Here is a 14,944-nt window from a genome sequence, read left to right as displayed (position 1 = left end):
TAGAAGCTGTCCTCACAAAAAAACCTTTCACTATTGTGGATGGTTTCAAGAACGTTCCACGATCGGGAGAAACTATGCGCATCGGTGTGGCCGCCGCAGCCGTCGGCATGACGACCAAGGCACTGCGGTTCTACGAGGAGCAGGGACTGCTCTCACCGGCCGAGCGCTCCGCCAACGGCTACCGCGACTACCCGGAGGAGATCCTAGGGAACCCCGGGTTCATCCGCCGCGGCAAGGACGTCGGACTGGCCCTGGCCGAGATCCACGAGATCCTCCGGATCCGCGGCGCGGGCCAGGCGCCCTGTACACACGTGGCCGATCAGCTGGCCAGCCTGGACGAACAGATCGTTGAGCTCACCACTTTGCGGGCATCCGTGGCCGAGCTCCACGCAGCAGTCGCGGCGGGGAACCCCGACGAGTGCGACGCCCAACAGGTCTGCAGCTACCTGTGATCCTCGGTCTCGTCGCATCCTCCGGGCTCATTGCGTGCTCGTACCTGAGCTGTGGCCCCGCCCCCTTCCGGTGGGGCACCTCTTCCGCGCCCGTTTACCACGAATGGACGGGCCGACGGCGGGGTTGATCGAGTGCACCGCAGGTGGCAAAGTAGGCGGACGCGCGAGGACGTCCACGCAGAGGCCCCACGGCGCGGAGAACGACAACACGAGGCAGTTCGATGGGACCGCAGGCCAGGGAACCCTTGCCAAGCGATCGTTGGGTGCGCGGGTTCATGGGCGACACGCTCGTGATCGACAGCCGCGAGCAGTTGCTCGTGTGGGAGGCGCAGCTGCCGGTGCCGCGGTACCTGTTCCGGAACGAGGACGTCCGTGCGGAGCACCTAATGCCGACCGATGCACCGGAGCAACGGGGCTACCACCACCCGAACTCCGAGGTCACCGCCTGGTTCGACGTCGTCGTCGGCGACCGCACCATCCGCCACGGTGCCTGGCGCAGAGAAGGTTTCGACGGCTGGACCGGAGTGACCTGGGAACGCGGCGCACTGGACCACTGGTACGAGGAAGATGTGGAGGTCTACGAGCACCCGCACGACCCGTTCGTGCACATCGATGCCCTCCCCAGCTCACGCCTGGTGACCGTCCGCCACGGCGACGTCCTGCTCGGCGAGTCCCGCGAGGCGATCTTCCTCTGGGAAACCGGGCTGCCGAAGCGCTACTACCTGCCTAGACGGGACGTGGACCTCGGCCGTCTCACGCCGTCGGATACGGAGAGCATGTGCCCGTACAAGGGCTTCGCCACCGAATACTGGAGCGTAGCCGGTGAGCCGGAGCTGACAGACATTGCGTGGTCCTACCCGGACCCCTTTTTTCCTTACCGCAACATCGCCGGAACGGTCGCCTTCCAGCACGAGAGGCTGGAAATCTCCCTCGACGACATCCCCCAGCCACACCCTGTGCCGAAGCAGTGGTCAGCACGGTCTCGACTGGAATGACAAGGTTCCAGCCGGGGTAACTACACCGTGGAATGAGGATCGGGTCCGCAGTGCGGTGAACCAGTCACAGCACTGGGCCCGGGCGATGTCCGAGATCATGCTGTAGGGCATCTATCCCGGTCGCACGCCGACGAAGGCGTCACCGGCAGTCCTCAGCTCTTGTCGACGTGCAACCTCACGAGTCCGCCCCGGTGCGGTGTGCCCTCCGGCCTCACTCCTCGATCGTGACGACGTCCCCGTAGAAGGCCACATGGTCTTTGATGGACATCGCCGCGTCTTTGGGGTCCGGGTAGAGCCAGGCGGCATCCATGCTCTGCTGCCCGTCGTCCTCGAGGGTGTAGTAGTCCGCCGTGCCCTTCCAGGGGCACACTGAGTGGGTGTCGCTGTCCTTCAGGTACTGGTGTTCGACCGAGTCCTGGGGGAAGTAGTGGTTGCCCTCGACGACCACTGTGTCCTCGGACTCGGCGATGATGACTCCGTTCCACACTGCTTTGACCATGGCTGCTCCTTCGTTGTTGGTGATCGGTGTGCGCCGCGGCAGTGGCCGGGCGCATGCAGTCAGACCCTGGTCAGGCGCCCTGACCGGACATCTGCATCAGCCCGCCGTCCATCACGTAGGTCGCCCCGGTGACGTAGTCACCCTCCCCTCACGCTGATTCGTGCGAACCTTCCAGCACTGGAAAATCGTCTGGGAAATGCGGTGCCGATCCTTGCGCTGACCACTGACTGGCTCGATAGGCGGATTTCCCGCGCGACCGGTACCGAGACCCTATTCGGGCGGCAAGCAGACTTCCTGGCCGATACCGCACTGTGGACCTGGTTCACCCTCCGGCACGAGCCCAACTGGTGGCTGCGCACAGCGACGTTCACGGCTTGGGGGGCGAGCGTTGTCGCGGTCACCACGGCAAGTTTTGCCAGTGGGGCAATGAAGGACATGCCACGATCCCGCTGGATTCGTCCGGCCGCAACGCTACAAGTCATCACCGGCCTGAGGATTGTGCTGAGACAGATCAGCCACACCAGGCGCAAACTACATAGAGAAGCCCTCCCGGCTTGACCTATGCGGGATGCAAGTCGAACGAGCCCACGCCCCAACCACCCACAACAGCACCACGTACTACCTCTGCTCGGATCGATGCCATGACCGCTTCGTGGCCGAACCCGGCAAATATGCCATTGAATCAGCCGGTACCGGTCAACTCGTTTGTGACAGTCTGATCAGTGCCAACCGGGTTGCGCGGGGGTAGACGGCCCCGCTGTTGCTGATCCGAATTTGAGAGGCGGAGCAGGCTACGACGGAAGACGTCCTCTATTTACCGGTATGCATACGTTGAGCCTGCGATGACATTGTGTTGATCCGGGACACTTGGCGGAGCCGGGGCTCGATGAGGTTGTTCCAAAGTGGCAGCCAGAACAGGATGGCCGCGGTGCTGATCAACAGAGACCCGGCAACATCAGTTGGGTAGTGGACGCCAAGGTAGAGCCGTGACGACGCCACGGAGACGGCAAAAAGGCCACCGATGACGGCGGTAATGGCCCGCTGTCTGGGGGTTCGGGCGAGGATGAGGATCGCTCCCCAGACCAGGGCGGCCGCGAATGCGGTGTGACCGCTCGGAAAGCTGTCGTGCCCGTTTTCAAGGATCAGTGCGTGCGTGACGGAACCCGGAGGCCGGAGCCGTGCCACAGCCACCTTTCCAATTTCTGAGGAGACCCAGCCCACGGCCACTGTAGAGCCGAACGCCAGGGCGGTGAGTGGCCTGCGCAGTACGAACATCAGGACCACGCACACCACGACAAGGATGATGATGTTCCCCATCGGGGTGAGGACAGCGTTGATGATGAGGGCCAGGGCTGTCAGTGCCTGGTTGCGGTCGGCGATGAGGCTTACGTCCACATTGAGATCCACTCCGGGTGAGCCGAAACGCGTCGCCAAAACCCCCATCGACAGGGTGAAAACGAACAGGACCACGGATACGGGCAGCAGCCACCAGGAGCGCCAGGGCAGGCGCAGAGGCGGGATGCTGGAGGTGGGGTGTTTCAACGTCTTTCCTTACGGGAGTATGGTCTCGTAGACCTGTTGGGCATCGCTTTCCAGAGCGCTCACGCACCGGCTGAGATGGTCCTGGGCCATGTCGGCTTGGGGAAGACGGAGGACGTCGCGGGATTTGAGTTCCCGGTACCAGCGGCGCAACCGCTCCAGGCTTTGTTCTTCTTCTTCGAGTTCCCCGAAGGTGAACTTGGATTTGGCGATCTCGCGCGCTATTTCGTCCTCGAATTTCCCGCAGTCCGCGATGAACTCGGTCCATTCCTCATCCCTGGCGGCGGCGAACGCTTCACGGAAGAGTACCGTCCCAGCCTCATCGCGGGGGGAGGCGTCGACCACGGTCAGGGTCCCGGACCCGCGCTCGGCCAGTTCGCCGGCCCGTGCCAACGCGGATTCGAAGGCCGGCAGGGCCGGCAGGACCCAGGTTCCATGGGATACCGGGACCGCCCCGGACCGACGCAACTCGCGCCAGACCGCGACGCGGTGCCGGGACGGCTGGGCGGGAATCTGCACCAGAATAACCAGCCATCCAAAACTTTCCATGGTCACAGTATCAAATGTATCATTTGTTACTGTGACCAAACCTGCCGGATGGGACGCAACAAGTGAGGAGCGGGCCATGAACCCCAAATCGATAAGGGAGGACGACCTGATGCGCGGAATCCTCCGTCTTCGCACCCTGAGTGGAGGACGTGCCTCGTGAGCGGGTTTGTGGATACTATTCTGAACGTCAGTCCGTTGCTGGCTTTGACGTTGGTGGGGTTGTTGGTGTTCGCGGAGGACGCTTTGTTCGTCGGGTTCGTGCTCCCGGGAGAAACGGCCGCGGTACTCGGCGGCGTGGTCGCCAGCCGGGGCCACGTCCAGCTGTGGATGATGATGATCCTCGTCGTGGTTGCGGCCATTATCGGAGACACAGTCGGCTACGAAATCGGCAAACGCTTCGGGCCCAAGCTCTTGAATATGAAGGTGTTGAATAAACGCCGCGCCAAATTGGATAAAGCCCAGGATTTCCTGCGCCGCAGGGGCGGGTCAGCGGTGTTCCTGGGCCGGTTCGTGGCGTTCTTCCGTGCGGTCATGCCTGCCCTCGCCGGGACATCCCAAATGCATTATCCCCGGTTCCTGGCCTTCAACGCCGCCGGGGGCCTGGTCTGGGGTGCCGGGTTCGTGCTGTTGGGTTTCCTTGCCGGCAACTCCTACGAGGCCGTCGCCAAAGCAGCCGGACGTGACATCACCGCCGTCGTGCTGGTGGCGATCGTGATCGCGTTCATCATCTGGCGGGTCCGTAAAGCACGCCGGGAACACAGCAACGAGCAACCCGCAGCCGAGCCGGAGTAATGCCAGCAGACAAACAGCCCACCCGCGGTGCAGTGTCCCGGCGGCACCTGCTTCCCTTGTACGCGGCCGGTTTCACAACAGCTTTCGGCGCCCATGCCGTAGCGGCGAATCTTGGCGCCTACAGTGCGGGCCATGGTCAGTCCCTGCTGCTGTTGGGGGTGATGCTGGCCCTGTACGACGGGGCAGAGGTGCTGCTTAAACCCGTCTTCGGGGCGCTCTCGGACCGGATCGGTCCCCGACCCGTTCTGCTCGGCGGTCTGGTGGCCTTTGCACTGTTTTCCGCCGGCTTCGTTCTGGCCCGGGACCCGGCATGGCTGTGGCTTGCCCGGCTGGGTCAAGGCGCTGCAGCGTCAGCGTTCTCCCCGGCCGCCTCGACCCTGGTCTCGCGGCTGAATCCCGTTGGCCGGCAGGGCAGGGCGTTTGGGTCCTACGGGTTCTCTAAGAGCATTGGATACACTGCCGGACCCTTGATTGGAGGGACACTGGTCGCCGCCGGCGGATTAGGATTGGTGTTCATTCTCACCGCACTCCTTGCCTTGTTGGTAGCGGTTTGGGCCTTTCTGGGGGTGCCCGTGGTATCGCCGTTGCCCCGTTCACGGCAGAGCGTCGCGGATTTGGCCCGACGCCTGAGCGACCGCGCTTTCCTGGCCCCGACCGCCACCCTGGCTGCCGCAACGGCGGCCCTGTCCGTGGGTGTAGGGTTCCTTCCCCTCTCCGGTGCCGCTGCCGGACTCGGGTCCGTGGCCACCGGAGCGGCTGTCTCGGTCCTGGCACTTTGCGCAGCTGTTGTCCAACCGCTGGCCGGCCGGGCATCGGACACATCAGCTAGCCACCAGGGCCGGCTCGCGGGGCTCGGTTTAGTGTTGACGACCGTCGGTCTGGCCGCCGCGATGCTGCCCGGTATCGCCGGGTTGCTGGCTGCCGCCGTCGGTATCGGCGCCGGCACGGGCATCATCACCCCGGTTGCCTTTGCCGCCCTGGCCAGAGCCACACCACCAGAGCGGCTGGGCCAGACCATGGGGGCCGCCGAAGTCGGCCGTGAACTCGGCGATGCGGGCGGCCCGCTGCTGGTCGGGGCAGTAGCCGCCACCGTGAGCCTCACGGCCGGCTACGGCGTCCTCGCCCTCCTGACCGCCGCCGTCGGCATCTTCACCCGGCCTTCCCGCGCGGGCACCGGAAGAAGGTCCCAGGCGGCCGTGGAAACCAGCCCGACCCGAACAGAGTTGGGATGAAAACCGACCGCACGTCCGCCGCGCTGGTCACGGAAAGGGCGATAGGCATGATGAGCGCACCGACGCTCAGGTACGGGGCAATCCTGACAGCTGTGATCGTCCTGACCGCACTGAACGCCTATCTGTTGAAGACGTTGGACGTCGTCGGAATTCCGGCGATCTTTACAGCCGCTTTGCTCGCGCAGCTGCTGCTGCTCCTTGTGTTCGTCTTCAGCCTGATCATGGTTCTGCGGACGCCGCTCAGGATTGCGTGGTCAATACTGTCCTCCGCGTGGAAGGGCATCCAGGTCAACACCCACGTCGTCGGGCTCCGTCAGCGCTACCCACGCCTCGTTGGCTGGGCGGGCCGTCGATTTTCGATGAAGCAGCCCACCGGGCTGGTCCTCACCATCGGCACGTTCGCCGCGGCCGCGGCCCTGTTGCTGTTCATCAGCATCACCCGGGCTGTCATTTTGAAGACCTCGTTCGCCGGCATTGACCAGCGGATCCTTAATCTGGTGCCCGATATCCGCACCAGCGCCCAGGATAGGTTCTTCAGCGTCGTTACCTTTGCCGCCAGTTCGCTGTCGGTCCTCGTCTTCATCATCGTCGTGGGGCTAGCCTCCTGGGGGCGGCGGCAATGGTGGTTGCCGGTCCTGCTGGCCGGCGTCTTTGGCTTGGAAACGCTTACTTCCACGATCATCAAGCACGCAGTGGCACGGTCCCGACCGGACCGGGCCCTGGCATTGCTGAACGAACACAGTTTCAGTTTTCCCAGCGGACACACGCTCACAGCGACCGTCATGGGTGGCCTCGCAGCCTACCTGTTATGCCGCAGCGTGAAATCTTCCATCGGTCGGCTCATGATCGTCCCGGCAACGCTGACTGCAGTTTTACTGGTCGGTACCAGCCGGATATATTTGGGCGTCCACTATCCGAGTGACATTTTGGGCAGCCTCACCCTGGGCTTGTTTCTTCTCGCCGTCATCATCACAATCCTGGAGATCAACGACCGGTTCCGCCTGGTAAAGCCGGCGAAGCTCAGCCCCGCCGCCAAACGACCGCTCCTGATCGCCGCAGCCGCGGCTGTGCTGTTCGCCGGGATATTCGGTGCCCAGCTCACACCCCTCTCCGTCGTCGAACGTCAGCAGACTGCCAAGATACTCCCGGCCCAAACGCGGCGGCCATTCGGCAGCTGCCGATCTACAGCGAAACGCTGACCGGAGCCAGGATGGAGCCCATCAACTTCATCTACCTTGGCAGTCAGGTACAGATCGAAAACCTGTTCAAACAAGCCGGATGGTACAAAGCCGACCCGTCGACCCTGAGCAACACCCTTCAAGCCATCCTTGTCGCAGTACGCAACGACCAGTACCTCACGGCCCCAGTCACGCCGTCATACCTGGACGCCCGGCCCGAAACCGTGGCCTTCGAAAAACCCACCGACGCAAACACCTTGGTCCAGCGACACCATACGAGGATCTGGCGAACCAACTTCACCATCGGTGGCCAGCCCGTGTGGGTCGCCACGGCAAGTTTCGACCGGGGCATCGGGATAGGTACGAAGTCCGGCCTGCCCACGCATCACATTGACCCCAACGTTGACACGGAAAGGGCTTACATCCTGCAATCACTAAAAGTGAGCAACCCGCGCCTGGTTCATGTCACCGACGCCCAGCTCGGACACAACGCAACCGGCGACGGATTCTTCACCGACGGCCAGGCAGCAGTACTCGACCTTAAACGCCTGAATCAGTAGATATGGAAAATATGCTGCCGTTCGGCGGAGGCCGGTTTGAGGGAGCATGATCTCCCGGTCCCCTCTCACCATTCAGCTATACCGTGCGCACTGGCCGTGGGCCTCAGCACCCCTTAACCGGAGCGTGAGGTCGGCGTCTTATCAAAGGAACCATTGACAGGATTCACCGCGGCCGACCTTCTGCGCCGCAAGGGCGCGGCTTCTCGCGGCTCCGGGTTGTCCCGATAATGTATCTCATCCCGATATTCTCGGCATCAGACGAAACCATCCTTTGATGGGACGCCGGGAATCGAGAATCGGGATGCGCGTTGGTATGAAGTTCGGCCCTTCGTAGCGGCGTTCTGTGCTCACTCGATGTCGCAGTTGTCGGCGTCAGGTGGCGTCTTGCACGGCATGGGATTCGACACATATGGGATATGAGACGCTGCACCGCCGATAGCGGGCTTACCCAGACTGATCAGGCGAAATGGGCGCCGACCGCTACTACCTCTTCGAACTTGGGCTCGCCTTGTTACAAGGGTTTGTTCCGCGCAAGCGGCATCTTCAGTTGCTAGCGCGTCGCCGTTGCGAGTAGCTGATCTCTAGCGATCGGCCGGGGCCCGTTCCTCGCCGCGGAGCGCAGACGCTCGCCTGCGAACGACGAGTATGGCCGCGAGCCGGTTGACTCCGAATGACAGCAGGATCAGTCCCGTCGCGTCTGCCAGATTGGCACCGAGAGCACCCGCCAACGCGAAGTTTGCGATTCGGATGACGATGAAGAGGCCCCACAGGAGGATGCCTGTTCCGGTGAGCCGATACTGGAGTTGGCCGCCAGCGCTGCGGAAGTGAGTGACGTAGCCCATCGCCGCACCGGTGAAGGCGACCAGACCGAGTTCAGCGACGACCAACCAATCCGCGGTACGCCAGCTAATACCTCCCCACAGCTCGAAGGGCAAGTAGACGATTCCGGCGGCGATGACCAACGTCGGCATGCGCAGCATCCGACTTATCTCCGCTGAGCGCCAGATGAATTGCCGCACGATAAGGATGGCGATCCCGACCACGATGACGATGTCGTCTACAGCCTGATTGATGTAAGCCCAGTTCCAGCTCATTAGATCCCCTTTTCCATCACTTGTGATGCACTTTGAATCTATCACCAATGATTGAATATGGGGATGAACGCCGCAGAACTTCACCGCCTCGCACGCGATGTCCGCACGATCGCGCTGCGTGCGACCGAGAACACCGGACCAGACCGCGTCAACGCCGGGGAACTGTCAGTACTTGAGGACATCGCTCGAAATCCTGGCGCGACGGTTTCCGAGATCACGCGCCGTACCGGTCTCGCCCAGAGCTTGGTATCCCGCATCAGCCGCGCTATGGCAGACGCTGGAGCTATCAGCATCACTCCGGACACTTCTGATCGCAGGAAAGTACGTATTGACCTCACTCCACACACCCGTTCGATGATTCTCGATCGCGCCAACAAACCGATCCTGGAGGCAATCGCCGCCAGCACACCCAAGCTCTCCCCTGATCAACAGCTTGCCCTCGAACACCACCTCAGCGAGGCAGAAAAGTTGCTCCGGATCGGCGTTGAAACCTAGTCGGTGAGATGTCTCATAACCCTAGGGATGCAAGACCGGCTGGCGAGACACTTAGGTACCCCTGATTCTTCAGCCTTTTCGGTGTCTTGCCACCGTGTCTCGCATGCTGCCGCTGGACTGACAGTCATCAATCATTGTTGCGAGACATGTTAGGGGCGGAAATGATGAAGCGGATCGGCTACGCCCGGGTCTCCACCAGTGCGCAGGATGCGGACCGGCAGGTAGCGGACCTGCTGGCGGCTGGCGTTCGCCGCGATGACCTCTACACGGACCGAGGGGCCAGCGGCGCGCGGGCGAGCCGGCCCGAATTCGACAGGGCCCTGACAGCCCTGGAGAAGGGTGACACCTTGGTGGTCACCACCTTGGACCGGCTGGGACGGTCCAAGGCGAACATGCTCTCCCTGGCAGTGGAACTGCGGGGGAGGGATATCAACTTGAATGTGCTGAACCTGGGCGGCGGCACCGTGGACACTGCCACCCCCATGGGCGGGATGACCTTCACCGTCATGGCAGCCTTGGCCCAGATGGAACTGGACATCAAGCGTGAACGCATCACCGATTCCGTGTCCAAGCGCCGGGCCGCGGGCAGGGACTTGGGCGGGCGCCGGGCACAGTTCACTGACAGCCAGGTCAGGAACGCCCGCCGGCTGATCGACGGAGGACAACCGGGCACCCAAGTGGCCAAGGATCTGGGCATGTCCCGGGCCACCCTGTATCGGCGCATGGCCGAGATCCAGGCCCGGGAATGGATCGGGCTACAGGCCGGAGTAGTTTCGGAAGGTATTCCCCGGCGATCTGGCATGATGCCTTAATGACCCTATGGCTGCTGCTGAGCCGGATGTAGCCCAGACGTTGACCGCTCACAGTGCCTCCACAATTGAAAGTGTCATGCGACCGTGGTCGCTCCCGTAGAGGATCCCGTAATGCAAAAAGCCGGACCGCCACCGTGTAGGCAGCGTTCCGGCTCTTACTGCCCCGCGCGTCTAGTGAGCTGTGACCGGCTCACGTTTGGCTGCTGCGTTGCCGTGCGGGTTGGAGAGCGACACCCCGTCGCCGCGACGGCGGAACAGCAGTGCTGAGAGCACTGCGCCGAAGGCGAAGAATCCGCCGCCGACCCAGTACGCGGTTGCGTAGCTGTGCACGGCTGCTTCGGCAGCGACTATGGCGGTGGCTGGAGCATGGGAGGCGACATAGTTGGTTGCGGCCGTGGCTGCCAGTGTGTTGAGCAGCGCAGTCCCGATTGATCCACCGACTTGCTGACTGGTGTTGACCATCGCTGAGGCGACGCCGGCGAACTGCCGGTCCACTCCGAGGGTGGCGGTCTGCATGGACGCTGGCATGATCGAACCCATCGCAAATCCCATCACCATGAGCGGCGGGAGAACATCGGCTGCGTAGCCGCTATGGAGATCCAGGCGGGTGAGCAAAACCATTGCGATAACACCGAGGGTCATGCCGAACGGCACCATGATTTTTGGTCCGAATCTGGGAACGAAGAGGTTCGTGCCGAATTGGGCAGCGAGGATAAGCATGGCGATCATCGGCAGGAACGAAAGGCCAGCCTGGACCGGTGTGTAGTCGAGTGTCTTCTGCAGGTAGTAGGTGACGAAAAGGAAGACTCCGAACATTCCGATTCCCGCGATGAGCACCGAACTGTAGGCTGCACCGCGGTTGCGGTCGAGGATGATCGACAGCGGCAGGAGCGGGTGGGTCGCACGCCGCTGCCGGAGTACGAATGCGGTCAGTAGCACGACGGCACCGGCGAGCACACCCCAGGTGAGAGGGGAGTTCCACCCATCGGTTTCGGCGTTGGAGAAGCCGTAAACGAGGCCGAACAGGGCGCCGGAGACAAGGATGGTTCCCGGGACGTCGAGCTTGGGACGCGGACCCGTTCGAATACCATGATCAACGTATATGGCTGCGCCGATGATGGCGATGAGGCCGATGAAGACATTGATGTAAAGATTCCAGCGCCAGTCGAAATACTGGGTGAGGTAGCCGCCGAGCAGCAGACCGACGGCGCCTCCCGCTCCGGCAATCGCCCCAAAGACACCGAAAGCACGAGCGCGTTCCTTCGGAACGGTGAAGGTTGTGGTCAGAACGGCGAGAGCGGTCGGGGCGAGCATTGCGGCGAAAGCCCCTTGAAGTGCGCGGGCACCGACGAGCATGCTGAAGCTGTTCGCGGCACCGCCGAGCGCGGATGCCAGCGCGAAGCCGATGAGGCCGATAATGAAGGTCCGCTTCCGGCCGATGAGGTCGGAGAGCCTCCCGCCGAGGAGCAGCAAACTGCCGAAAGCGAGAGAGTAGGCTGTGACGACCCATTGGCGGTCTCCATTGGAGAAGCTAAGGTCGGCCTGGGCTGCCGGCAACGCGATGTTGACGACGGTGGAGTCCAGAACGACCATGAGCTGGGCGAGGGCAACGACGCTGAGCGTCAACCACCGGCGACGGGATACCACAGGGGTGTCAGAGGAGGCTACAGACGTGGCGGAGGAAGACATGAGACCAACTATATCCGAAACGTTGCAGTTTCGGATATAGTTGGTCTAGAATTGTTTTGTGCGAAATATTTGGCCGCTCGCTGCGGTCTCCCGCGAGTTAAGGAGTTCGCCGCAATGACGTCGATCGATCTCACCGCTCCGGAGGCGGCGACGCCGAAGCTTGGTCGCAAGCGTGACCATACTCGTGATCCGGAGATTCTAGCGGCTGCTTTAGACGTGCTCGCTGAAACTGGCTACGACCGCATGACCATTGACATGGTCGCAGCGCGCGCTAAGGCTGGGAAGGCAACGCTGTACCGCCGCTGGGCGTCCAAGGCCGAACTGGTGATAGACGCTGTCGCGTGCATGAAGAACGCCGATATTGACATGGCTAATCTTCCAGATACCGGGACACTCCGCGGTGACCTGGTTGCCAGTATCAAATCTCATTCGATCGAGGACGGCGACCGCAAAATTCATGTGATGGCCGGCCTTATGTCGATGATTTCCTGCGATCCAGGGCTAGCGGACGCTGTGCAGTCCGCTATCGTCGAGCCTCGCGCCGCTGTCAACCGAACCTTGCTTCAGCGCGCGATCGACCGCGGCGAAATCCCGGCCGACTGTGACGTGGAAAACTTGTCACTTCTTGTCACGTCCATGGCGATGTACCGAACAATGGTGCAGCGCAAGACAGCTAACCGCGAATTTCTCATATCGGTTATTGACGGTTTACTGCTGCCAGCGGTGGGATTACGGCCCTAGTTCAGCCGCTGGTATTTTTTCCTCTGCTTCGACACGAAGGCGGCGCTCCTGAACGAGCTCAACGTCAGCCTGAAGGGCGAGATGGGAAAAGCAGCCCTTGCCGGCCTGAGCGCCGAGAGCGACCCCCACGGTCAGCTGCTCCACATGTGGACGCAGTGGATGTGCTGGGCGAGGACCAAGGCAGAGAAGCGGCGGGCACTGGCCCAGCTCCAGGCATCGGATGACATCACCACCGAAAGCCATCACGCGGTAGGTATCGCACTCTCTCAGTTCCTGGTTACGGGATTGTGCCCAATGTGGTCAGGCGGAGCCCTCCGCACAGCTCAGGGCTGTCCACACTGTGCGCAACCCCGGGCTGCCTTGAAGGAACTGACTGCAACCCCTAATATTGTCTTGCAATAACCTATTATTGTGGGATAATATTCGTATGGCGATCAGGTGGGCAGACAGCGCAGACAAACATGGAATTGCCCGTGCGGATGCGTTGAATGCGATCCTGAACCAGATCTACCACGTTGAGCAGTTCGATGAGCCGCGTGTGGAATCGGGTGCACGTCCGGATCTGTTTATCGGCCCCTCCCGGGACCGCCGGATGATTCTCGAAGTCATGGCGGTCATTTCACCGCCCAACGACATCCTGGTCTTCCATGTGATGGAGGCGAGGCGGAAGATACTCGACATTGCAGAGAGAGGAACAACGGAATGAGTGAGAAGAAGGCCAAGGGCGGCCAGGGCCTGACCCCGGAGGAACAAGCCCGATTCCATGCCTTGGGGGAATGGGCGGAGACCGCCGATATAGGCCCTGACGCCCGCATCACCAAGGCGTCCGGGCCAGGTGCCGGACGCGCCCTCCTGGAAACAGCCCTGGGTTCCCCCGAGGCGGTAAAAAGAGCCGTGGGCAAGCCGTCCCTGAGCAGTAGCGGAACATCCCCGTCCCGGACCGTCCGGCTCCCGAAGGACATGGACGCGCAATTGGTCGCCCGGTCCGAAATTGAGCACCGCAAGCCGAGCGAGATCCTCAGGGAAGCGCTGGTGCAATACCTTGCCAAAGCTTCCTGACAGGCAGGCAGGTGATTGACGTGTACCCCTCGAGGGTCCCGACAGCCTTGACCGTGGCCTGGATCTGATCCGTGTCGGTTTCCGTGAAGTACGCAGAGGCAGATTTGATCTTTTAGCTACCGGCATTCTTCGCCTCGGGGAAACGCGTTGGAGCAGGGCGTTGTATACCTTTTCATAGGTGGTGGCGCGCACTTCGGCGGCCGCCAGCTTGCGTGCTGCGTCTGCGGCCTCTTTGGCAGCGGCCCGCTCGGACTCCCGTGAATCCTCCAGCTGCTTGCCGATCACAGCAAGCTGGCGCTCCAACGCGACACGCCGCGCCTCGAGGCGGGCAAGTTCCTCGGCATATCCGGCCGCGGCACCATCCTTCTCGGCGCTTGCCTCTCGGCAAGAGCAGAAAATACGGCAGAATAGAACACGTCAAAGTGGCTCAGTTTTCAACCCACAAAACGGCTCACTATTCGACCATCGCTGACAGCGGCATCCATCAAAGTACAGCAGTTCCAGGGTCACTACCCCATGTACTGCAGTACCAGGGTCATTACCCCATTCTGCTTTGTCTCGTCTTCTGAGGAAGCCAGTTATCACGCCGGGACGCAATGGGAGACGAAAGCCGCAAGGTCGGACATTCATAGGGGATGGATGACCGACCCGGGCGTAAGAATACCCGGTCAACCCGTTTGTGAGAGTCTGATCAGTGCCAACCGGGTTGCACGGGCCGTAGACGGCCCGCTGTTGCTGATCCGAATTTAAGAGGCGGAGCAGGCTAAGACGGAAGACGTCCTCTATTTACCGGTATGCATACGTTGAGCCTGCGATGACATTGTGTTGATCCGGGACACTTGACGGAGCCGGGGCTCGATGAAGTTGTTCCAGAGTGGCAGCCAAACCGGCCGCAGGATCTGTAACGCTCGTCGTGGCCCAGTGCCGAACATGACCGTCCCACATAGTCTCCGGATCGGCTGCGTTAGCGTTTCAGGAAGAGGGTTCGTCCTACGGTTTTTCTGCTGCTTCGTTGAGGGCGTGAGCTGTGGATTCCATGAAATCAATGATCCCGGGGGCCGCATAGTTCCCGTCCCGGGTCATGGTGGTGATGACTGCTGCGGCGACCTGTTCGGAGCCCCAGGGCTCCTGACATGGTGAGTTAATACGGGTGGGCTCAGGTACGGTTTTTGACCGCGTAGCGCAGGATGAGCTCGGTGTCGGGGTATCGGGTTTGGGTGCTGGTGAGTTGTTCGCAGAGTTCGGCGATCGCCGTTGT

General features: G+C 61.9%; 17 protein-coding genes. 12 read left to right on the top strand and 5 right to left on the bottom strand.

What is annotated here, in order from left to right:
• Nucleotides 1-74 precede the first annotated feature (74 nt).
• Together IV498_RS16550 and IV498_RS16545 are read left to right on the top strand one after the other, a co-directional pair.
• Entirely contained in the window at nt 75-452 is a 378-nt protein-coding gene (locus tag IV498_RS16550; protein ID WP_269048194.1) for a heavy metal-responsive transcriptional regulator, read from the top strand.
• A 245-nt stretch (nt 453-697) separates the two neighbouring features.
• Nucleotides 698-1,447, top strand: a complete 750-nt coding sequence (locus IV498_RS16545; protein WP_269048190.1) for a DUF427 domain-containing protein — start codon at nt 698-700, stop codon at nt 1,445-1,447.
• 211 nt (nt 1,448-1,658) lie between these two features.
• Here IV498_RS16545 and IV498_RS16540 read toward each other — a convergent pair whose 3' ends face one another.
• Nucleotides 1,659-1,946, bottom strand: coding sequence for a DUF427 domain-containing protein (locus IV498_RS16540; RefSeq protein ID WP_269048189.1), 288 nt, complete (start codon nt 1,944-1,946; stop codon nt 1,659-1,661).
• 201 nt (nt 1,947-2,147) lie between these two features.
• Between IV498_RS16540 and IV498_RS19120 the strand changes: the two genes are divergently transcribed.
• Nucleotides 2,148-2,504, top strand: coding sequence for a CDP-alcohol phosphatidyltransferase family protein (locus IV498_RS19120; protein WP_442951369.1), 357 nt, complete (start codon nt 2,148-2,150; stop codon nt 2,502-2,504).
• 252 nt (nt 2,505-2,756) lie between these two features.
• Here IV498_RS19120 and IV498_RS16535 read toward each other — a convergent pair whose 3' ends face one another.
• Nucleotides 2,757-3,488 carry a phosphatase PAP2 family protein gene (locus tag IV498_RS16535; protein ID WP_269048188.1) on the bottom strand — a complete coding sequence of 244 codons (732 nt, stop codon included), beginning with the start codon at nt 3,486-3,488 and terminating at the stop codon, nt 2,757-2,759.
• Nucleotides 3,489-3,497: 9 nt separating this feature from the next.
• Complete coding sequence (locus tag IV498_RS16530) at nt 3,498-4,034, bottom strand: Chromate resistance protein ChrB (protein WP_269048187.1); 537 nt, start codon at nt 4,032-4,034, stop codon at nt 3,498-3,500.
• Between the two features lie 156 nt (nt 4,035-4,190).
• On the opposite strand from IV498_RS16530, the gene IV498_RS16525 reads away from it, so the two are divergent.
• Genes IV498_RS16525 through IV498_RS16510 form a run of 4 tightly spaced genes read left to right on the top strand, consistent with a single transcriptional unit; the run spans nt 4,191 to nt 7,796 of the window.
• A complete protein-coding gene (locus IV498_RS16525; RefSeq protein WP_269048186.1) occupies nt 4,191-4,826 on the top strand; it encodes a DedA family protein in 636 nt (211 codons plus the stop codon).
• The gene (locus IV498_RS16520) at nt 4,826-6,058 is read left to right on the top strand and encodes an MFS transporter (RefSeq protein ID WP_269048185.1); all 1,233 of its coding nucleotides are present in this window, start codon (nt 4,826-4,828) and stop codon (nt 6,056-6,058) included. Before IV498_RS16525 ends, IV498_RS16520 begins: the two co-directional genes overlap by 1 nt.
• On the top strand, nt 6,055-7,257 hold the full coding sequence (locus IV498_RS16515; protein WP_269048184.1) for a phosphatase PAP2 family protein: 1,203 nt from the start codon (nt 6,055-6,057) through the stop codon (nt 7,255-7,257). The genes IV498_RS16520 and IV498_RS16515 overlap by 4 nt, the downstream gene beginning before the upstream one ends.
• An 11-nt stretch (nt 7,258-7,268) precedes the next feature.
• Nucleotides 7,269-7,796, top strand: coding sequence for an LssY C-terminal domain-containing protein (locus IV498_RS16510; protein ID WP_269048183.1), 528 nt, complete (start codon nt 7,269-7,271; stop codon nt 7,794-7,796).
• A gap of 581 nt (nt 7,797-8,377) precedes the next feature.
• On the opposite strand, the gene IV498_RS16505 is transcribed toward IV498_RS16510, so the two are convergent.
• Entirely contained in the window at nt 8,378-8,890 is a 513-nt protein-coding gene (locus IV498_RS16505) for a hypothetical protein (RefSeq protein ID WP_269048182.1), read from the bottom strand.
• Between the two features lie 63 nt (nt 8,891-8,953).
• On the opposite strand from IV498_RS16505, the gene IV498_RS16500 reads away from it, so the two are divergent.
• Together IV498_RS16500 and IV498_RS16495 are read left to right on the top strand one after the other, a co-directional pair.
• Entirely contained in the window at nt 8,954-9,385 is a 432-nt protein-coding gene (locus tag IV498_RS16500) for a MarR family winged helix-turn-helix transcriptional regulator (RefSeq protein ID WP_269048181.1), read from the top strand.
• A gap of 161 nt (nt 9,386-9,546) precedes the next feature.
• Complete coding sequence (locus IV498_RS16495; RefSeq protein ID WP_269048180.1) at nt 9,547-10,197, top strand: recombinase family protein; 651 nt, start codon at nt 9,547-9,549, stop codon at nt 10,195-10,197.
• Nucleotides 10,198-10,368: 171 nt separating this feature from the next.
• On the opposite strand, the gene IV498_RS16490 is transcribed toward IV498_RS16495, so the two are convergent.
• Nucleotides 10,369-11,886: an MFS transporter gene (locus IV498_RS16490; protein ID WP_269048179.1), complete on the bottom strand. Its 1,518-nt coding sequence runs from the start codon at nt 11,884-11,886 to the stop codon at nt 10,369-10,371.
• A gap of 114 nt (nt 11,887-12,000) precedes the next feature.
• On the opposite strand from IV498_RS16490, the gene IV498_RS16485 reads away from it, so the two are divergent.
• The 3 genes from IV498_RS16485 (at nt 12,001) to IV498_RS16475 (ending at nt 13,686) form a co-directional block, all read left to right on the top strand.
• Complete coding sequence (locus IV498_RS16485; RefSeq protein WP_269048178.1) at nt 12,001-12,627, top strand: TetR/AcrR family transcriptional regulator; 627 nt, start codon at nt 12,001-12,003, stop codon at nt 12,625-12,627.
• A 427-nt stretch (nt 12,628-13,054) separates the two neighbouring features.
• Nucleotides 13,055-13,333, top strand: a complete 279-nt coding sequence (locus tag IV498_RS16480) for a hypothetical protein (protein ID WP_269048177.1) — start codon at nt 13,055-13,057, stop codon at nt 13,331-13,333.
• Nucleotides 13,330-13,686: a hypothetical protein gene (locus IV498_RS16475; RefSeq protein ID WP_269048176.1), complete on the top strand. Its 357-nt coding sequence runs from the start codon at nt 13,330-13,332 to the stop codon at nt 13,684-13,686. The genes IV498_RS16480 and IV498_RS16475 overlap by 4 nt, the downstream gene beginning before the upstream one ends.
• Nucleotides 13,687-14,944: the final 1,258 nt, after the last annotated feature.

This window comes from Paenarthrobacter sp. Z7-10 (assembly GCF_026932795.1).
GTDB lineage: Bacteria > Actinomycetota > Actinomycetes > Actinomycetales > Micrococcaceae > Arthrobacter_M.
Note: the sequence above shows the minus strand (reverse complement) of the source record. Positions and strands in the feature narration are given on the sequence as shown.